Source organism: Nocardiopsis aegyptia (genome assembly GCF_013410755.1).
GTDB classification, from domain to species: domain Bacteria; phylum Actinomycetota; class Actinomycetes; order Streptosporangiales; family Streptosporangiaceae; genus Nocardiopsis; species Nocardiopsis aegyptia.
On sequence record NZ_JACCFS010000001.1, the window covers coordinates 284,414 to 303,613 of the forward strand.

17 protein-coding genes are annotated in these 19,200 nt (G+C 73.6%); 10 read left to right on the plus strand and 7 right to left on the minus strand.

Annotation, left to right across the window (positions count from 1 at the left end):
* Position 1 precedes the first annotated feature (1 nt).
* The 3 genes from HNR10_RS01295 to HNR10_RS01305 all read left to right on the plus strand — a co-directional run bounded on the left by HNR10_RS01295 (position 2) and on the right by HNR10_RS01305 (position 2,976).
* Entirely contained in the window at positions 2-850 is an 849-nt protein-coding gene (locus HNR10_RS01295) for a phosphotransferase (RefSeq protein ID WP_179820173.1), read from the plus strand.
* A 97-nt stretch (positions 851-947) separates the two neighbouring features.
* Positions 948-2,204, plus strand: coding sequence for an MFS transporter (locus HNR10_RS01300; RefSeq protein WP_179820175.1), 1,257 nt, complete (start codon positions 948-950; stop codon positions 2,202-2,204).
* A 97-nt stretch (positions 2,205-2,301) separates the two neighbouring features.
* Positions 2,302-2,976, plus strand: coding sequence for a hypothetical protein (locus tag HNR10_RS01305; protein WP_179820177.1), 675 nt, complete (start codon positions 2,302-2,304; stop codon positions 2,974-2,976).
* Between the two features lie 21 nt (positions 2,977-2,997).
* Here HNR10_RS01305 and HNR10_RS01310 read toward each other — a convergent pair whose 3' ends face one another.
* On the minus strand, positions 2,998-4,095 hold the full coding sequence (locus tag HNR10_RS01310) for a hypothetical protein (protein WP_179820179.1): 1,098 nt from the start codon (positions 4,093-4,095) through the stop codon (positions 2,998-3,000).
* A 144-nt stretch (positions 4,096-4,239) separates the two neighbouring features.
* Positions 4,240-4,812, minus strand: coding sequence for a PadR family transcriptional regulator (locus HNR10_RS01315; RefSeq protein WP_179820180.1), 573 nt, complete (start codon positions 4,810-4,812; stop codon positions 4,240-4,242).
* 104 nt (positions 4,813-4,916) lie between these two features.
* On the opposite strand from HNR10_RS01315, the gene HNR10_RS01320 reads away from it, so the two are divergent.
* Together HNR10_RS01320 and HNR10_RS31895 are read left to right on the plus strand one after the other, a co-directional pair.
* Positions 4,917-5,318 (plus strand): nuclear transport factor 2 family protein, encoded by a 402-nt coding sequence (locus HNR10_RS01320; protein WP_179820182.1) that lies wholly within the window; start codon positions 4,917-4,919, stop codon positions 5,316-5,318.
* Between the two features lie 297 nt (positions 5,319-5,615).
* Positions 5,616-6,851, plus strand: coding sequence for a PucR family transcriptional regulator (locus HNR10_RS31895; protein WP_179820183.1), 1,236 nt, complete (start codon positions 5,616-5,618; stop codon positions 6,849-6,851).
* A 61-nt stretch (positions 6,852-6,912) separates the two neighbouring features.
* Here the strand turns inward: HNR10_RS31895 and HNR10_RS01330 are convergent, their stop codons facing one another.
* On the minus strand, positions 6,913-9,498 hold the full coding sequence (locus HNR10_RS01330) for a M14 family zinc carboxypeptidase (protein ID WP_312889033.1): 2,586 nt from the start codon (positions 9,496-9,498) through the stop codon (positions 6,913-6,915).
* Positions 9,499-9,934: 436 nt separating this feature from the next.
* Between HNR10_RS01330 and HNR10_RS01335 the strand changes: the two genes are divergently transcribed.
* Together HNR10_RS01335 and HNR10_RS01340 are read left to right on the plus strand one after the other, a co-directional pair.
* Positions 9,935-11,293 carry a multidrug effflux MFS transporter gene (locus tag HNR10_RS01335; RefSeq protein WP_179829463.1) on the plus strand — a complete coding sequence of 453 codons (1,359 nt, stop codon included), beginning with the start codon at positions 9,935-9,937 and terminating at the stop codon, positions 11,291-11,293.
* A gap of 136 nt (positions 11,294-11,429) precedes the next feature.
* The gene (locus HNR10_RS01340) at positions 11,430-11,942 is read left to right on the plus strand and encodes a pyridoxamine 5'-phosphate oxidase family protein (protein ID WP_179820186.1); all 513 of its coding nucleotides are present in this window, start codon (positions 11,430-11,432) and stop codon (positions 11,940-11,942) included.
* A gap of 32 nt (positions 11,943-11,974) precedes the next feature.
* Here HNR10_RS01340 and HNR10_RS01345 read toward each other — a convergent pair whose 3' ends face one another.
* Positions 11,975-12,610, minus strand: a complete 636-nt coding sequence (locus tag HNR10_RS01345; protein WP_179829464.1) for a hypothetical protein — start codon at positions 12,608-12,610, stop codon at positions 11,975-11,977.
* Positions 12,611-12,686: 76 nt separating this feature from the next.
* Between HNR10_RS01345 and HNR10_RS01350 the strand changes: the two genes are divergently transcribed.
* Positions 12,687-12,989 (plus strand): hypothetical protein, encoded by a 303-nt coding sequence (locus HNR10_RS01350; protein WP_218897580.1) that lies wholly within the window; start codon positions 12,687-12,689, stop codon positions 12,987-12,989.
* A 31-nt stretch (positions 12,990-13,020) separates the two neighbouring features.
* Here the strand turns inward: HNR10_RS01350 and HNR10_RS01355 are convergent, their stop codons facing one another.
* Complete coding sequence (locus HNR10_RS01355) at positions 13,021-13,455, minus strand: DUF5518 domain-containing protein (protein WP_179820187.1); 435 nt, start codon at positions 13,453-13,455, stop codon at positions 13,021-13,023.
* 215 nt (positions 13,456-13,670) lie between these two features.
* On the opposite strand from HNR10_RS01355, the gene HNR10_RS01360 reads away from it, so the two are divergent.
* Both HNR10_RS01360 and HNR10_RS01365 read left to right on the plus strand, forming a co-directional pair.
* Positions 13,671-14,870, plus strand: a complete 1,200-nt coding sequence (locus tag HNR10_RS01360) for a damage-control phosphatase ARMT1 family protein (RefSeq protein ID WP_179820189.1) — start codon at positions 13,671-13,673, stop codon at positions 14,868-14,870.
* Positions 14,871-14,956: 86 nt separating this feature from the next.
* A complete protein-coding gene (locus HNR10_RS01365) occupies positions 14,957-15,964 on the plus strand; it encodes an ADP-ribosylglycohydrolase family protein (protein WP_179820191.1) in 1,008 nt (335 codons plus the stop codon).
* Here HNR10_RS01365 and HNR10_RS31620 read toward each other — a convergent pair.
* Together HNR10_RS31620 and HNR10_RS01375 are read right to left on the minus strand one after the other, a co-directional pair.
* On the minus strand, positions 15,961-17,418 hold the full coding sequence (locus HNR10_RS31620; protein ID WP_179820193.1) for an ATP-binding protein: 1,458 nt from the start codon (positions 17,416-17,418) through the stop codon (positions 15,961-15,963). The two genes, HNR10_RS01365 and HNR10_RS31620, sit on opposite strands and share 4 nt — an antisense overlap.
* Positions 17,415-19,091: an FAD-dependent oxidoreductase gene (locus HNR10_RS01375; RefSeq protein WP_179820194.1), complete on the minus strand. Its 1,677-nt coding sequence runs from the start codon at positions 19,089-19,091 to the stop codon at positions 17,415-17,417. The genes HNR10_RS31620 and HNR10_RS01375 overlap by 4 nt, the downstream gene beginning before the upstream one ends.
* Between the last annotated feature and the right edge of the window lie 109 nt (positions 19,092-19,200).

Consider the following 19,200-nt stretch of genomic DNA (forward strand, 5'->3'; position numbering starts at 1 on the left):
CATGCGGGCGTCGGAGATCACGCGTGCGGTCGCCGCGGCCAGGTCGAGCGCCTCCTCACTCGGCCTGGCGGCCGAGGACGCGGAAGTCCTGCACGACTCGAACAAGCTCGCCCTGCGCCTGCTGCCCTGTGACGTCCTGGCCCGGGTGGCACCCGGGGAGCACCGGATCGCGGGGTTCGAGATCGACCTGGCCCGGCGGCTCGCCGCGGCCGGGTGCCCCGTGGGCGCCCTCGACCCCCGGGTGGAGCCGCGCGTGTACGCGCGCGACGGCTTCGACATCACCCTGTGGACCTACTACGCACCCGTGGCACCGCACGGGCCCGCGCCCGCCGCCTACGCCGACGCGCTGGCACGGCTGCACGCCGGCATGCGCACGATCGACGTGCCGACGCCGCACTTCTCCGACCGGGTCGAGCACGCGCGACGCCTCGTGGCCGACCGCGACCGCACCCCGGCGCTCGCCGACGCGGACCGCCGGCTGCTCGGCGACACGTTGGGCGGCCTGGTCCGCGCGGTCGGCGAGCGCGGCGGTGAGCAGTTGCTGCACGGCGAGCCGCACCCGGGCAACCTGCTCACCACGGGGGACGGGCCGCTCTTCATCGACCTGGAGACGTGCTGCCGCGGGCCCGTCGAGTTCGATCTCGCCCACGCGCCCGACGACGTCGGCGCGCACTATCCGGGTGCCGACCAGGAGTTGCTACGTACGTGCCGGATCCTCGTGTCCGCGATCGTCACCGCGTGGCGCTGGGACCGGGACGACCAGTTCCCCGACGGGCGCCGACTGGGCACGGAGGGGCTCGGCCGGCTGCGGGCGACGCTCGACCGCGGCGGCCCGGACGCCCCCGGCTGACCGCCGACCGCCCGGGTGCGCGCCGCGCAGCCGGGCGGGGCCCGCCGCACACGCCCTAGGATCATGAGCGCTGCCACGAACCCCCGGAGCCGCCCGCATGCCAAGCTATCCGCGCTTCCTTGTGACCGAACGGCGGTGGCTCGCGAGCGGGTTCCTGCTCTTCGGGTGCTCGTCGTTCGGGCAGACCTTCTTCGTCTCGCTCTTTTCCGCCGACATCCGCGCCGAGCACGGGCTCTCGCACGGGGCGTTCGGCTCGCTGTTCATGGTCGCCACGCTCGCCAGTGCCCTGGTCCTGACCCAGGTCGGCCGGGTGGTCGACCTGCTGCCCGCCCGCACGGTGGTGCTGGTGACCGTGCCCCTGCTCGCGGCGGGCGCCGCGGCGATGGCCTCCGCCACCCACGTGGCCGTGCTCGTGGCCGCGCTGTTCGCCCTGCGCCTGTTCGGCCAGGGCCTGATGCCGCACACCGCCTTCACCCTGACCGGGCGGTGGTTCGACCGCGGGCGCGGACGTGCGACCTCCGTCTCCACGCTGGGGCTCAACACCGCGGAGGCCGTCCTGCCCCTGCTGGTGGTGGGGGCGGTGGCCGTCGCCGGGTGGCGCGAGACGTGGTGGCTGGTGGCCGCGGGCCTGATGGTGCTGCTGTGGCCGCTCGCCGCGCTGACCGGACGCGAGCGCGTGCCCGGCACCGGCTCCGGTGCGGCCGGCGCACGGCCTCCGGGCGGGTGGACCCGCCGCGCGGCGCTGCTCGACCCCGCCTTCCACCTCCTGCTGGCGGTGATGGCCGCGCCCGCGCTGATCGGGAACACGGTCTTCTTCCACCAGGCGCACCTGGTGGAGTCGCGGGGCTGGGCACCGGCGCTGTTCGCGTCGGCGTTCGTGGTCTACGCCGTCCTGACGGTGGTGTTCAACCTCGTCGGCGGGTTCCTCGTGGACCGGTTCACCGCGCTGCGGCTGACACCGGTGTTCCTGCTCCCCCTGGCCTGCGGCCTGCTGGTGCTGGCGGCGGCCGAGGGGCCGTGGAGCGTGTTCGCGTTCATGGCCCTGTACGGGGTGACCAACGGACTGTCGCTGGGGCTGTTCGGCACGGTGTGGCCGGAGGTGTACGGGGTGCGGCATTTGGGATCGATCCGCTCGGTGGTGGTGGCCGTGCTGGTCTTCGCCTCCGCCGCCGGACCGGGCGCGGCCGGCCTGCTGATCGACGCCGACGTGCCCTTTTCCGCCCAGGTCGCGGCCCTGGGGGCGTACTGCCTGGCCGCCTCGGCGGTGGCCGTGCAGGTGGTCCGCACGGTGCGGACCCGTGCGCGCGCCCGGGCCGACGACGGCGTCGGCGACGGGATCGGGGTCGACGGCTGACCTCCGGAGGACTCGGCGGCCGTCGGGCACGAGTGTCGGTGTCGCGGCGTAGACAGGGAAGATCGTGCGCGTAGGTGGAAGGAAAGGCGGGGCTGCCATGTCCTCGGACGACGACCGGATCTGGTTCCCCGGGAATCCGTGGCCGGACGGCCACCGGATCCGCACGTTCGTGTGGGGAGGCCTGCTCGACCCGGAGGGCGCCGTGCGGTTCGCCTTCGAGCTGACGAGCGCGGACTACGCCGCCGACGAACCGCCGGAGTCCGGCACCGACGATGACGACCGGCCGGGCTCGGACTTCACCTCGCCACCGGTCTGGCGGAACTACCACCGATGCGACATCAGTCCGTCCACCGGATTCGTCGTGGGAACCCCGGACGAACCACTGGACTTCGGCGCGCTCGACGGCCGGACCTTCCGCGTCGACCGCCTCGAGGACGTGGCCGACCTGGAGGACGACGACGTCGCCTTCCACCTCTACCTCCTGGGCCATGACTCCGTCGCCGACCACCGTGTCCGCTTCACGGCCGGTGCATCGCCCTTCGTGTTCGCGCTGGAGTGGGACGGGCGGATCGCGCTGACCTACGCCGGCGAGGAGGAGTTCGAGCACCGGTTCCACGCCCGAGTCGGCCGGGCGCGGTTCCGCGGGTTCCATGTGCCCGACGAGCTGGACGACGAGGCGGCGGACCGGATGCTGACGGCCTGCGTCCGGGACCCGGCCCGGTTCCGCTTCTCCGGGGAGGGCGGAGAGCGCCGGTACCTGCCCGCGCCCTGATCTCGTGCCGGGCGTTCGGGGTCAGGGCACGGGTGAGCAGTGCGCGGCTCCGTACTCCATGGCGGACAGGACCAGCCGGGCGAGGTCGTCGGCGCGCAGGCGCAGGGCGACCGGGTCGGCGAAGACCCGCAGCGCGCCCGGGACGAGGGTGGCCAGCGCCCGTGCCACCGAGGGCTCGTCCAGCCGGCCCCGCAAGGGGCGAACGGTCCCGGGCCAGTGCCGCTCCTGCAGCGCGCCCAGGGCCACGGCGGTGATCCAGGCCTCGAAGAGCAGGTCCGGGGCGGCGGGGTACGGGCGCCCACCGATCGCCCGGTCCAGGGCCGCGCGCAGGCCGGGCTCCGTGGCGCCCCACGAGGCCAGGACGTCGAGCGTCGGGCGGCGCGTGGCGGGGACGTCGTGGTGGAGGTCGACGACGACCGCGCGGCCGACGTTCCAGCCGACCATGGGCAGCAGGCGGGGCGGGTCCAGGACGGAGGCGTCGTGCGCGGCCCCCTCCGGGGCGAAGCAGACCGAGTGGCGCGCCCCGTGCCCGCTGTTCCCGGTCAGACTCGGCAGGTCCTCGTGCTCGACCAGGTTGGGCACCATCACCAGCGCCTGGACACCGCGTCCCCGCAGGAACCGCCGGACGGCCTCGTCGTCGGCCTCCCCGTGCTCGGTGTGCTCGGTCAGGAAGCGCGCGAGGTCCAGTGCCAGGGGGCGGGGCAGGGCGAGCGCCTGGGTCGGCACGTAGGGATTGACGACCGGAACGGCGGCGGCGCCGGTGAACACCGCCCACCGGGCCAGGAACGCGGTGCGCGATCCCCATTCCACGAAAAAGGACACGGCGGAATCGGGATGGTGGGAAAGGCAGGAGAGCGCCGATTCCACGAATCCCTCGGAGAAGGTGACGTCGTCCTGGAGGACGAGGTGGTGCGTGCCCGGATAACGAGCGGCGTCGGCGTAGGCCAGCCGTGCGCTGCGCAGGGATGAGGGGGGACCGTCGGGCTCGGGATCGAAGGCCACACGGGCGTTCTCCAGCCCCAGGCCGGCCAGGACCCGGTGCGCGGAGGCGCTGCGGTCGGGGTGGGCCATGACGGAGGCGGACAGCACGACAAAGGACCGGGAAGGGGTGGGGTGCATGCGCGCATAATAGCCACACGAACGCAGCGAAAGCGAATTCGCTTTTCCTTTTATCGCGGCCGACCCGGCCAGAATAACACGGATTCCGCAAAAGAATCCATGGCCGTTCCGCGCACACGTGTGGACGGCCCCGCGGTGTGCGGCTCAGCGGTGGGCGGGGCGCGTCGCGGCGCGCCGGTCGAGCACGGTGAGCACCCACTCGCCCCAGCGGACGTTCTCCTGCTCCAGCGAGATCCCGCGCCGCACGGTCAGGTACGGCCCCACGCGCTCGCCGCGGGCGAGGTGCTCCTCCTCGGTGCGCCCGTCGAGCTCGCGCAGGCGCAGGCGCTCGTAGCGGGCCAGTTTGGCGCTCGACCACTCCACGCGTTCGAGGACGGCCGCCCGCACCGCCTCGGCGTCACCGGCGTCCACGGACTGCACCTGCACCATGAGCTCGTCCCGGATCGCGGTCGGCCTGGGGGCCCGGGCCGTGAACTCGCGCAGGACGCGCTCTCCCTCCGCCGTGGCGGTGAACACCCGTTTGTTGGGCCGGCGGCTCTGTTCGACCACGGTGGCCTCGATGAGCCCGTCCGCCTCCATTCGCTCCAGTTCGCGGTAGAGCTGCTGGGGGGTGGCCATCCAGAAGTTGCCCACCGAGGCGTCGAAGATCTTGGCGAGGTCGTATCCGGAGGCCGGACCCTCCAGGAGGGCGGCCAGTACCGCGTTGCGCAGAGCCATGGCCTCACTCTAGTGCGACGGTGACTATTCACTTCCGTGACTAATCGCGTCGTGCCGTGCTATCTTCCCTCCACCTATTCAACAAGTTGACTATGGAGCGCCTCATGCACCCCTTCCGCGCGGCCGTGGAGGCCCGGGACCCCGACGCCATGGCGGCCCTGCTGGCCGAGGACGTCGTCTTCACCAGTCCCGTCGTCTTCCGCCCCTACCCGGGCAAGGCCATCACCGCCGCGATCCTGCGCGGTGTCCTGCGCGTGTTCGAGGACTTCCGCTACGAGCGCGAGATCACCGACCCCGGCGGGCGCGACCACGCTCTGGTCTTCCGCGCCCGCGTCGGCGACCGGGAGATCCAGGGCTGCGACTTCCTGCACCTGGACGAGGACGGCCTGATCGACGAGTTCACGGTCATGGTCCGCCCGCTCAGCGCCGCCACCGCGCTCGCCGAGGCCATGGGCGCCCAGTTCGACCGGATCACCCGCGAGGCGGCGGAGGGCACGCACTCCTGACCGGGCGCGGCGGGCGGCCGGCGCCACCGGCGCACGGGACCGGCCGGGCGCGCGTCGACCGCCCACGCCGGACCGCCCACGCCGGACCGCGGGCCACCCGCCGGTCACTCACCCTGGTGAGCGCGCCCCCGCGGCCCGGTGCCACACCGCCCTCCACCGGACCGGCCCGGAGCACCGCCTTGTCACGCGCGTGACAAGACCGCCGCCCCGGCCTTGCCCTCCCCAGGACTACCGCCGCGCCCGCGCGACGCCTAGGGTCGGTCAGTCAGGCGCGACCGCGGGGACGAGGAGGCACGTGTGACGTTCGGATCCCACCGGGGCCGTGGGGTCGACCACCCCGCGCGGCACATCCCCCCGGAACTGGCGTCACGCATGCGCCCCCACCTCGCCAACGGCACCGAACTGGTGGTCAAGGAGATCCGCCGCCTCTTCCCCGAGTTCGACGTGCCGCCCCACAGCGACCTGGGCCGCCGCCTGGCCCAGGGGGTCACCCTGGCGGTCGAGCGGTTCTGGGACCTCGTCGAGGCCCCCGGGAGCCCGCGCGAACCCCTCCTGGACCGGTTCCGCGACCTTGGACGCGGTGAACTGCGCGACGGCCGCAACCTCGACGCCCTGCAGTCCGCCCTGCGGGTGGGGTCCCGGATGTCCTTCCGCTTCCTCACCGACCACCGCGAGACGCTCGGCATCAGCCCGGACACGCTCTTCCGCATCGCCGACGCCATCTTCTTCCACATGGACGAACTGGCCGTGGCCTCCACTGAGGGCTACGCCGAGGCGCGGGCGCAGCGCAGCGAGGAGCTGGACCGCCAGCGCGGGCGCCTGGTCCGGCTGCTGCTCAACGAGCCCCCGGCCCCGCCGGAGACGATCGCCCACCACGCACGGGTGCTCGGCTGGCACCTGCCCCAGACCGCCGCCGCCGTGGTCGTGGCCGACGGCGAGGACTCCGAGCCCGGCGCCCCCGCCCTGCCACCCGACGTCCTCACCGACGTGACCTGGCTCGACGCCCACCTGGTCATGCCCGACCCGGACGGCCCGGGACGGCGGCACGTCCTCGACGCCGCCCTGTCGGGCCGGATCGCCGCGATCGGGCCGACCGTTCCGCTCAGCCGTCTGCCGCTCTCGCTGCGCTACGCCCAGAAGGCCCTGGAACTCGGTCAGCGCGGCATCCTGGACACCAGCGCCCTCATCCGCTGCTCCGACCATCTGGTGGTGCTGGCGCTGTTCGCCGACCGCGACCTGCTCGACGTGCTGTGCCGCGCCCGACTGGCGCCGCTGGCCGCACTGCCCCAGGCGCAGGCGGACCGGTTGGCCGAGACCCTGCTCTCCTGGCTGCGCCACGCGCACAACGCCAACCGGGTGGCCGAGCACCTCTACGTGCACCCGCAGACGGTGCGCTACCGGCTGCGGCGCGTCCGCGAGCTCTTCGGCCCGGACCTGGACGACGCCGAGCGCCGGTTCGAGCTGCAGATCGCCCTGTACGCCCGCGCCCTGACCCGCGCCGCGGACGCCCGGACCCGCGACCCTCGGGCGTGAGGGCGCCGACCGGTGGACCCGGTCGGCGCCCTCCGGTCGGCGCGGCTGCGTCGCCCACGCCCTAGCCGAGATCGGCCGACGCGCTCCAGTACACGGCCTGGGCGACCTGGCCGAAGAGCCCCTTGGGGTGGTTGCGGAACAGCGGTTCGGTGCCGAACAGCACCACCGCCGTCCCCCGCTCGGCGACCCCGCTGACCACGGACGCCTGCCCGGCGGCGTCGGACTGCCCGCCCGCGCCGTCCCGGTCCGGCCGCCAGTGGCCCGCCACCAGGGGCGACTCGCCTGCGTAGGACTGCTCCACGGCGACCCCCTCGCCGAGGTCGGTGAACCAGCCCGGCCCGTACACGAACGCGTGTCCGCCGGTCCCGCCCAGCACGCCGTCGCCCGCGCTCACGCGCACGACGCCGTTGGCGTCCGAGCGCGCGGACCGCCGGGTCGCGTCCAGCAACCCGGCCTGCTCGTTGAAGCGCGCCCCCGCGACCCCTCGGGCGACCACGCCGCCGTCGGCCAGGAAGGCGTCCAGATCGGCCCGCGCCTCGGCGTCGAGGTCGGCGTAGACCAACCCGCTCGCCACGTACAGCACGTCCACGCCGCTCCAGTCGAATCCGGCGTTGAGCACCGACGTGGACACCGGCCGCAGGTCGAAGCCCATCTCGTCGAGGGTGAACACCTCGTCCGCGGCGCCGGCGACCGCCACGGTCGGCGTTCCCGACACCACGGCCTCTCCCGGCTCCCCGCCCTCGGCGGACCGGAACCGCACCCCGTACCGGTCGGCGAGCCCGGCGGCGTCGGCCCCGGCGGGCACGACCACTCCCCCGCTCCCGTTCCAGACCACGTCCGTGCCGGAGGCGAGCAGCTCGTTGAGCGCGGCCACCTCGGCGCCGTCGTCCAGGCGCAGCTCCCAGCCGCCGTCGCCGGCCTCGGCGACCGATCCGGTGGGCGAGGCGGTGGCGACGGGCTCGGCCGACACGTCCACCTCCTCCTGGACCGCCTCGACGTCGGCGCCCCACAGCAGCCCGTGGCTCCATCCGGAGATGTCGTACATCGCGCCGATGTCGTCGCTGATGTCGCGGCCGTCCTCCAGCAGGACGTTGGCCATGCCGCGCTTGGGCTGGTGCATGTCCACGACGTAGGACCCGGCCGGGTACGTGCGCTCCCCGACGGTGAACGCCCGGTCCGCGCGCTCCACGCGCACGTCGTTGGCGACCAGGAAGTCCACCAGGCGGGCGGCGGCGGTCGCGGAGCGCTGCTCCTGCCCGGCGGGGATGACGTAGGCGCGCGGGAAGTCGGTCGTCCACACGTCCTCGGGCCCGAAGCCGGGCACCCACTCCTCGGGCGGGACCACCTGCTCCTCGCCGGCGGCGCCCCGGCGGAACACCTCGATCTGGTCGCCGACCAGCTCCTCGCGGTGGTCCTGGACGTAGTCGAGCGTGGCCTCGATCGTCGCGGCGGAGATGTCGGTGTTGATGGCCGACCTGCGCCGGAGCTCCTCCTCGTCGAGCCGGTCGTAGTCGGCGTTGTTCACGCGCATCGGGAACTCGATCGTGGCCGAGGCGACGGCGCCGTGGTAGGGCGCGTACATCGGCGTGAAGATCGGCGGCCAGTCGTCCCAGCCGTCCTCCCAGTCCCGGAAGGGGATCTGCGGCGCCTCCACACCGTCGTCCTCGGGCGTGTAGCCGAGCGCGCCGATCGCCTCCTCCATGTTCAGCGCGTTGGCGTAGGTGTGCTTGATGTACAGGTCGTATTCGTAGTTCTGCCCGTGCGGAGGCGTGCCCGGCTCGATGAGCGTGCCGTTGACGTACCCGTGCTGGTCGAGCATCACCAGCGGCTGGGTGTCCTGCATGACCTGGCGCACGGCGACCGTCTCGGGCTGGGAGGCGGTGACGAAGTCCCGGTTGAGGTCGAAGCCGGCGGCGTTCGCGCGCCGTCCGGCCACCCGGCCGTCGGGATTGGCGGTCACCACGAAGTACAGGCGGGCCCCGGCGAGCAGTTCCGCCGTCTCCTCGTCCTCGGCGGTGGCGAGTTCCTCGATGGTGCGCAGGGAGGCGTCGGTCCCCTCCCACTCGTTGCCGTGGATGTTGGCGTTGACGAACACCGGTGTCTTGTACCGCTCGGCGAGGGTGCGGTCGCGCGCCGCCCGGGCCGGGTGGTCGGCGATGAGCTCGCGCATGCGCTGCTGCTGGCGCGCCTCGCCGCGGTTCTCGGGCTCGGTGACCGTGACCAGGTACAGGTCGCGTCCCCGCACCGATGTGCCGACGATCTCCGCGCTCACCCGGTCGGAGGCGTCCTGGAGGTCGTTGAGGGTCGGTGCGATGTCGTGGTAGGGCGCCAACCCGAGCTTGACCGAGTGGTCGTCGGGGTCCTCGGGGTGCAGCGGCAGTTCGCTCTGGCGCGGGTAGGCGTCGTCGGGGTCCACGCCGACGGCGGGCGGCGGACCGCCGGGGGCCGCGAGGGCCTGCGGGCCGGCCCCGGTGAGCGCCTCGGAGCCCGCGGCGATCTCGTTGCGGTCGGGGCCGTTGCCGGAGTCGCGGACGGTGGCGGGATCGGCGGCGGCGGGGGCGGTGGGCAGGGCGAGCGCGCCGGCGGCCACGAGGGCGGCGAGCGCGCCGGCCAGTGGGCGCCGGTGCGGGACTGGGGGACGTTGCACGGGGGATCCTCCTGTGGTCCCCCCGTTCCTATCGCCCGACCGGCACCGGAACAAGACGTGCAGCGATGAAAACCGTGTTTCGGGCGACCTTCCGTCGGTTTCGGAGGGTCCTGGGGCGCACGGTGTCGTAGGCCGGACCGCGGCTACCAGCACAAGGTGACCGGCCGGTCGCCCGGGGGCCATGCGAGTGGTCACAGTGTTCCGCAAGGCCCTGCGCCCAGGGGGTTCGCCTTTGGTAATACGAATCACGCGGACGCGTCGGCAAAGTCGGGATTGCCCTTCCCTGGTCCGTGGTTGGAGCCGGGGTGCGTCCGTGTAGGGCGGCGTCCAAGACACGCCCTGGCGACCACCTCTTCCGCGCCCCGCCCGAAGGCGGTTCACGGCGCCCCGAACTCGCTCGACCTCCGTTCGCCATGCCCTGGAGCTCCCTGTGACAATGCTGTCCACGCGCCCCGAGCGCCGCGCCCCCACGGCCGTCGCGGCCCCGACCGACACCACCGCCCCGGCGGTGGCCGCCGACCGGGAGCCGGTGGCCGCCGCGCCCCGTACCGGTCCCGAGGCGACCAACCGGCGTCCCGCGGCCGGCCTGACGCGCCGCCGCGCCCTCCTGCTCGTCGCCGTCCTGGGCGCGCTCTCGGCCATCGGGCCGCTCGCGACCGACCTCTACCTTCCCGCGCTGCCGCAGATCGCCACCGACCTGGGCACCAGCGAGTCCAGCGTCAAGCTCACCCTGACCTCGGTCATGGCCGGGCTCGCCCTGGGCCAGCTCGTCATCGGCCCGCTCAGCGACCGCTGGGGGCGGCGCGGTCCCCTGCTCGTGGGCCTGGCCGTGTTCACCGCCGCCACGTTCGGCATCATGTTCGTCCCCGACGTGGCGACCTTCAGCCTCCTGCGGCTGGTGCAGGGCGCCTCCGCCGCGGCCGGGCTGGTGATCTCCCGCGCCGTGGTCCGCGACGTGTTCGACGGCGAGGCCGCCGCCACGTTCTTCTCCCGGCTGGTGCTCATCGCCGGGCTGGCGCCGATGCTCGGCCCGGTCATCGGCGGCCAGCTGCTGTTCCTGGGCTCGTGGCAGATCGTGTTCGGCGCGCTCGGCGCGGCCGGGCTGGTGACGCTCGTCCTGGTCCACTTCGCCCTCCCCGAGAGCCTGCCGGCCGACCAGCGGCGGCGGATCGGCGTCGGCGAGCAGCTGCGGGTGTTCGGGGAGCTGCTGCGCGACGTGCGCTTCGTGGGTCCCACGCTCACGCTCGCGCTGAGCTTCGGGATGAGCTTCACCTACATCTCCACGTTCTCCTTCGTGTCGCAGTCGCAGTTCGGGGCGAGCGCGCAGGAGTTCAGCCTGGTCTTCGCCGTCACCACGCTCGGGATGATCCTGGGAAACCAGGTCAACGTCGCCCTGATCCGCCGGCTGGAGATCCACCGCCGCCTCCTGCTCGGCCTGGGCGGGGCGATCCTGTCGGTCCTGGCCATCGGCGTGCTGGAGGCCGCCGGGAGCGCCGGACTGGTCTCGGTGACCGCGGCCCTGTTCGTCATGATGGTCTTCACCGGCCTGATCTCGCCCAACGCCACGGCGCTGGCGCTGTCGGGGCAGTCGGCCACGCGGGCCGGGAGCGGGTCGGCGCTGCTGGGCACGCTGCAGTTCGGGATCGGCTCCGGCCTGGCCGCCACGGCGGGCATGTCGGGCCCGGTCACCCTGTCCAGCATGACGACGGTCATGCTCGCCACCGCCGTCGGCGCGGCCGTGGTCTTCGTGGGCTTCGCCGTGCGGGCGCGCCGCACGGCGGTGGCCGCAGCCTGAGGCCGACACCCGCGCCGGCACACGCACAGGCGCCCATCGACGCTCGCCGAGTCCAGCGTGGCGCGGGCTCCCGTGTCACCACCCGGGGCTAGCGTGGCCGCACGCATGACGAGTGCCGACCGCCGAAGGAGCCGTGATGGAGCTGCCGGACCCGCACGCCGAGTCCCTGACCGACGAGTCCCCCGGCACCTGGACGGACGTCCTGGCGCACCTGGAGCAGACCGCGGGAACCGCCTGGCTGACGACCACGCGCCGCGACGGAGGGCCGCACACCCGGCCGGTCCTGGCGGTGTGGGTCGACGGGCGCGCGTGCTTCGCCTCCGGGGAGGGCACGGCCAAGTCCCGCCGACTGGTCCGGGACGCCCGGGTCAGCCTCGCCCTGGACACCGGCCGCGTCCACGCCGTGGTCGAGGGGGCCGCCGAGCCGGTCCTGGACCCCGAGCCGCTGGAGCGGGTGGCCCTGGCCTACGCCGACCGGTACGGATGGGCGCCCATCCCCGGGGACGGGTTCCTGACCGGCGCTCAGGGCGCGCCGACCGCGGGCCCGCCGCCCTACCGCGCGTACGCGATCGCGCCGTCGGCGGTGTACGCCTTCCCCGCCGGGGACGACCTCGGCCACGGTCCCACCCGGTGGACCTTCCGCGGCTGAGGACCGGCCGACGAGGACCGGCGGACGAGGGCTCAGGCCTCGGGCAGGTCCACCTGGATCTCGCCGCCGAGGCGGGCACCGCCCTCCAGACGCAGGGAGTCCCCGCTCCAGAACCGCCCGGGATCGTAGTAGCCGGGACGGCGCCCCGACGGCAGCAGCCCCATCGCCTCGTAGGTCAGGGCCACCACCTCGGCGCAGTAAGTGCTCTCCAGGGTGCGGTCGCGCTCGCGCCGCGCCAGTGGAAGGCGGCGCAGCGGCACCCGGCCGCGCAGCCACCGGCCGGCCATCCGCGCCGAGGAGGGGAAGGGCGTGCCGTCCAGGCGGGCGACCGTGCGCAGGACCGCGTCCTCCATGGCGGCGTCGGCCTCGGGATCGAGCTGGCGCAGCCACGCCCGCTGGCCGTAGCGGCGCCCCCACACCAGGACCGCGTCGCGCAGGTCGTGCAGCTGCACCCCGCGGTGGTGGGTGCCGGTCCACATGTCGGTGAGCGAGCGGCCCAGTTCGGCGTGCCACATCAGCGGCGGGAGGTCGTCGACGACGACCGACATGCCCACGTGGTTCACGGGGCTGTTCGTGGTGATCTGGATGGCGCGGTCGGCCACGCTGGTTCCGCGGAACACCCAGGCGTCGCCGGTGCGGGTGATCTCCAGTGCCCTGTCCAGGGTGATGCTCGAACCTGTCACGTTCAAGAACCTACCCCCGCCGGCACCGCCCGGTGCGCGCTCCTGGCTGTAGCGTGGGGGCATGCGTTGGTGGAAGGTTCTCGGTGTGGCCGCGTTCGCGGGAGTGGCGGCCACCGGTGTGGCGATCGCCCGCGCCGAGCGCAAGCGTCGCGCCTACACTCCCGAGCAGGTCAGGGACCGGCTGCGCGAGCGTGTGGCGGAGGCGTCCGCAGGTGCGGAGGGCACGGAGCCGCCCGGTCCCGTTCCCGTGCCGGAGTCGTCGGAGCGCGGCGGCCCGTCGGCCCGGGTCCGGAGCGCGCTCGCACGTGTACGGCACAGGGTCAGCACCGTGCGGAGCACGGTGCTGACGAGGGGCCGCTCCTGAGGGGCCTCGGGTCCGGTGTCCCGGGACGGCATCAGGCCTCGTTGCGGCTCAGGCCGTAGAGCGTGGCACCGGCCACCAGACCGAAGAGGGCGTGGCCGAACAGGCTCCACATGGACATCGCGCCCATGGGGAACAGCGCCATGCCGAGGAACGCGGGCATCAGCACCAGCCCGCCGACCACCCACCAGGCCAAGCCGTAGACCAGCCCCGCGGCCATCACCGACCACATCCGGTCGCCGATGGCCCCGGCGAGCAGCCCGAAGAGCACACCGATCGCGGCCGAGATCGCCAGGTGGACCACGGCGCCGATGACGGCGTCGTTGCTGCCGACCAGCATGGCGACCGTCGGCAGCATTCCGGTCATCGCCATCACGATCCCGAAGACGATGCCGCCGACGATGCCGGCGACCGCGCCGCGCCAGGCGTGCGTCATCGCGTGGGAACGTGCGTGAGCGATCGTGGACATGGATCTCACCTCCCCGACCGGCGGTGTCCGAGAACCCTGCGAACCGCGGATCCCCGCCGGTCCTACCTGCCATTCTTCCCCTCACACGTGCTCTTGTGCAGTCGTGATTGTTGCGATTCGGCCATGGCCTCGGCGGTCGTGGGGGCGAGGATGGAGACGACCGGAACCGCCGAGCCCGCCCGTCCGACCGACCCGTCCGACCGAGGAGTCGCACCATGCCCGAAGAGTCGCGCCGCGCCGTCCCGACCGCGCTTCCCGATGCCGACGTGATCACGAGCGACGCGCCCGGCTCGTTCCCCCGGAGCGTGATGTGCGAGCGCCATCCCGCGCTGATCCGCAGGGTGATCGAAGCCTTCCCGTATCCGTCCGAACTGCGCGCGCGGCTGTACGCCCTGCGGGAGGAGGCCACCGAGGGGGTCATCACGCCACTGGACGAGGACGCGCACGACCGTGACGCGTGGCTGGAGTGGGGCCTGGCCGAGTACGTCGGCACGCCCTGGACGCGGGCGCCGTTCCTGTGGGCGGAGAGCTACTTCTACCGCCGCCTGCTCGGCGCGCTGGACTACTTCGGCACCGGCCCGTGGCAGGGGGTGGACCCGTTCGCCCCGTTCAAGCGCGCCGAGCTGACCGGCGCGGAGGCCGCGGCCGAGGTCGGCGCCCTCGACTCCCTCACTGAACTCACGCCCCGGGACCGGGACCGGGCGCTGCTGCTGTCGTCGCTGTGGGGCAACCGGGCCGACCTGGGCTTCCAGGTGGGCGGCGGCGACACCAGCGCCGCGGTCCCGGACCTGGTGTGCGACGACTCCGCCGACCTGTGGGAGCTGCTGGAGGCCCGCGCGGGCGGCCGGGTCTGCCTGGTGGCCGACAACGCCGGCCGCGAACTCCTGTCCGACCTGGTCCTCATCGACACGCTGTTGGCCTCCGACCGTGCCCGCGAGGTCGTACTGCACGTCAAGCCGGGCCCGTACTACGTCTCCGACGCCACCACGGCCGACGTCCTCGACGGGCTGCGCCACCTGTGCGCGGCGGGCGGCGCGGCCGAGCGCACCGGTACCCGGCTGTGGCGGGCGATGGTCCACGGGCGGCTGCGCGTGCGGGCGCACCCCTTCTCCTGCGCCCCGCTCCCCTACCGGGACATGCCCGCGGACCTGGCCGAGGAGTTCGCCTCGGCGTCGGTGACGCTGATGAAGGGGGACCTCAACTACCGGCGCCTGGTCGGTGACCGCCACTGGCCCGCCACGACCCCTTTCGCGGCGGTCACCGCCTATTTCCCCGGCACGGTCGCGGCCCTGCGCACGCTCAAGTCCGACGTGGTGACCGGGCTGGACCGGGCCGTGGTGGACGGGCTGGAGGCGGGCGGGAAGGCGTGGCGGACCAGCGGTACGCACGCCCTCGTCCAGCTCGCCGGGGCCTGACCCCCGGGACCGGCACGCGATCCTGTTCCGTGCCTGCGGGTCCTTGTATGGACGCCGGCGGTGCCTCCAGGAAAGGATGGGGGGCAATGAGCGACTCCTCCCCTCCTTCCACCTTCGTTCCCTCCATCCCGTCCGAGAACGCCCGGCGCGCCCTCTCCAGCCTCTCCGCCCTGGCCGTCGGTGACGCCTTCGGCTCGCAGTTCTTCGTCCCCGACAACCGATCCCGGCACAGCGCCCGGGAACTGCCCCCGGGAGTGTGGGAGTGGACCGATGACACCGAGATGGCCGCGTCGGTGTACCAGGAGGTCGTCCGCCACGGGGAGGTGGACGCCGACCGGCTCGCCGCCTCCTTCGCCGACCACCACGACTTCGACCGCGGCTACGGTCCCGCGACGGGCCGCATGCTTCGACTGGTGCGCGAGGGCGCCGACCACCGAGGCCTCGCCGCGGGGCTGTTCGACGGCTCCGGCTCCTGGGGCAACGGGGCCGCGATGCGGGTGGCCCCGCTGGGCGCGTTCTTCGCCGACGACACGGTGGCGGCCGCCGAGTGGGCGGCGGTGAGCGCGCGCGTCACCCACACCCACCCCGAAGCGGTGGACGGGGCGGTCGCGGTGGCGGTGGCCGCGGCCCTGGTGGCGCGGGGCGAGGCCGGGGCACCGGGGACGTTCCTGGGCCGGGTGGGCGACCACCTGCCCGAGGGGGCACTGCGGGAGGGGGTGCGCGCCGCGCGGTCCCTGCTGATCGTTCCGGAACCGGTCGAGGCCGCCCACCGGTTGGGAAACGGGTCACGGGTGCGGGCCCTGGACACGGTGCCGTTCGCCCTGTGGGTGGCGGCCAAGCACCTGCGGGGAACACTGGAGTCGGCGCTGTGGGCCGCGGTCACTCCGGGCGGAGACATGGACACCGTGGCCGCGATCGTGGGAGGAGTGCTCGGCGCGGGCCCGGCCGGGGCGGTCGACCCGGAGTGGGGCGGGCGCACGGAGGCGCTACCGGGATGGGCCCGGGACCGAGAACACCTTTCGGGCAGCGCCGGCGTCCGGCCAGGGGCCTGGCGGCCGCTCGCTCACCCGAAGGCCTTCAAAGAACACCCCTAGGCCGGCCCGCCCTCCGGTTCCTCCTCCGTCGCGGTGAGCGGCAGGCGCACCTGGAAGCGGGTGTCGCCGGGCTCGGACTCCACCAACAGGCTCCCGTGGTGCTTGTGCACCACGATCCGCCAGGAGATGTCGAGACCGAGCCCGGTCCCCTCGCCCACCGGCTTGGTGGTGAAGAAGGGGTCGAAGATGCGGTCGCGGATCTGCGGATCGACCCCCGGCCCGGTGTCGCCGAACTCCACCAGCACCTGGTCGCCGTCCAGCGCCGTGCGCACGGTCAGCGTCCCCTCGTCGCCCATCGCCGAGGCCGCGTTGTCGATGAGGTTGGTCCACACCTGGTTCAGCTCACCCGGATAGGCGGGGATCCTGGGCAGGGAGCGGTCATAGTTCCTGACGGTCGTGACCCCGGGTCCGATCTTGCCCGAGAGCATCACCAGCGTGCTGTCCAGCAGCTCGTGCACGTCGACCACCTGGAAGGGGGCCCGGTCGAGCTGGGAGTACTGCTTGGCCACGTCCACCAGGTGGGAGATGCGGGTCGTGGAGTCCTCGATCTCGTTCATCAGCAGCTCGGTCTCCACCGTGTAGCCCAGCCACCGCACGGCGCCCTCCAGGGTCGCCCCCTCCACGGCCGCCGCCACGCCCTCCAGCCAGCGGGTGTCCAGCCCCGCCTGCACGAGCGTGGCCGACAGCTCCCAGGCCTCGCCGATCCCGTGCTCGTCCAGCCAGTCGCCGAGCTCGTCCTCCCGGTCGGCGGCCTCCATCGGTGTGAGCGGCACGGACCTGGCGACCTGCTCGGCGGTGCGCTCCTGGAGTTCGACCAGCGTCTCCATGGTCCGGCGCGTGTACGGGCCGGCCGCGATCATGCCGAGCTTGTGCCGCATGCCCGCCACCCGCTCCCGCAGGGCCGAGGTGGCCCGTACGGCCGCGGCGGCGGGGTTGTTGAGCTCGTGCGTCAGCCCCGCGGACAGCGATCCCAGCGCCAGCAACCGCTCGCGCTGGTTGATCCGCACCTGGGTGTTGCGGGTCCCGTAGAACACCCCCTCCAGCAGGTGGACGGCCATCGGGAACCACTCCCGCATGATCGCGGCGAAGGTCTCGGCGGGCAGGACGAAGAACCGCGTGGCCTCGACCGCGCGCAGCGACCCCCGGTAGTGCGAGCCCTCCAGACCGCTCACGTAGGCCTGCATGGCGCCGGCGTAGGCGCCCCGGTGCGAGGTGCGGTTGGTCTCCACGTCGTCGGTGCCCACCCGGCGTGAGAGCGCCACCGTGCCCTCCATGAGCACGTAGAAGCACGTGGCCGGGTCGCCCTCGCGGTAGACGTAGCCGGGCTCGAAGCGCTCCATGCGGCCCTCGGCGCAGAGCCGGGCGAGCTGGTCGTCCGTCAGCTTCTCGAACAGGAAGAGCGTGCCCAGCTCCCGCGGGTCGCAGGGCTCACAGGGGATCGGTTCCGCGTTCACGACTGCTCCAGGTAGCGGTGGACGAGCATCACGGCCATGGCGCCCTCGCCGACGGCGGAGGCGACCCGCTTGGCGGACTCCGCGCGCGCGTCGCCCGCCACGAACACCCCCGGCACGCTGGTCTCCAGGTGGTACGGCGGCCGGTCCAGCTCCCAGTCCTCAGGGGGCCGCCCGGCGACGGCCAGATCCGGGCCGGCGACGATGAACCCGCGCTCGTCCCTGGTCACGGTGCCCTCCAGCCAGTCGGTGAGCGGGGCCGCGCCGATGAACACGAACACCCACTGGGTGTCGACGGTCTCGGTCCCCCCGGTCTTGACGTCGCGCAGTTCGAGCCGTTCCAGGTGCTCGGTGCCGTGGGCGGAGGCGACGACCGTCCCGGTGCGCACGTGGATGTTGGGGGTGCGGTCGATCTGCTGGATGAGGTAGTGGGACATGGAAGCGGTGAGCGAGGGCCCGCGCACCAGCAGGGTGACCGACCGCGCGCCCCGGGAGAGGTACATGGCGGCCTGCCCGGCGGAGTTCGCGCCGCCGACGACGTACACGTCGTGGCCCTGGCAGGAGGGCGCCTCGGTGAGCGCCGACCCGTAGAAGACCCCGCGCCCGGTCAGTTCGGCCAGGCCCGGCGCGTCCAGCTGCCGGTAGGACACCCCGGTCGCCAGCAGCACGCTGTGCGCGGCGATCGAGGTGCCGTCGGAGAAGTGGACGGTGCGCGCGGCGCCGTTGACCTCCAGGCCGGTGACCTCGCGCGCGGTGAGCATCTCCGCGCCGAACCTGGCGGCCTGGCGTCTGGCCCGGTCGGTGAGCTGGGCGCCGGAGACGCCGTCGGGGAAGCCGAGGTAGTTCTCGATCCGCGAGCTCTGGCCCGCCTGCCCGCCGGTGGCCGAGCGCTCCACCAGGACCGTCCGCAGCCCTTCGGAGGCGCCGTAGACCACCGCGCCGAGCCCGGCCGGGCCGCCGCCGATGACCACGAGGTCGTAGAAGTCCTCCTCGGGCGTGGTGGCGAGCCCGACCAGCCCCGCGAGCTCGGTGTCGTCGGGCTCGGCCAGTGCCGTGCCGTCCTCGGCGACCACCAGGGGGAGGCGGTCCGCGGCCGCGCCGGCGGCCTCCAGCAGGCGCCTGCCCTCCGGGTCGTCGCTGGAGTACCAGCGGTAGGGCACCTGGTTGCGGGCCAGGAACTCGCGGACCTGCGAGGAGCGCGCCGACCACCGGTGCCCCACGACCTTGGTCGTGGCCACCAGCCGGTGGCTGCCGGCCCGCCAGGACTCAAGGAGGTCGTCCAGGACCGGGTAGAGCTTCTCCTCCGGTGGGTCCCAGGGCTTGAGGAGGTAGTGGTCGAGGTCGACCAGGTTGATGGCGTCGATGGCCGCGTCGGTGTCGGCGTAGGCGGTCAGCAGGACCCGCCGCGCGCTCGGATAGACGTCGATGGCCTGTTCGAGGAACTCGATGCCGTTCATCCTCGGCATCCGGTAGTCGGCCAGGACCGCCGCCACCTGGTCACCGCGGAGTTTGAGTTCCCGCAGGGTGTCCAGTGCGGTCTCGCCCGACTCCGCACGGACGATCCGGTACCCGTCGCCGTAGCGGCGCCGCAGGTCGCGGGCGACCGCGCGCGACACCCCCGGGTCGTCGTCCACGGTCAGGATGACGGTCCGTCCCGAACCCGCCGACTGCGCCATGCGTCTCCCCTGTCCGATCCGCGCGCCACATCGTGCGCCCACGGACCGAAGAGTACGGCGTCGGGCGTCGGCGTGCCCACGGTAATCTGTGTCGGTGCGACGGCCCGAG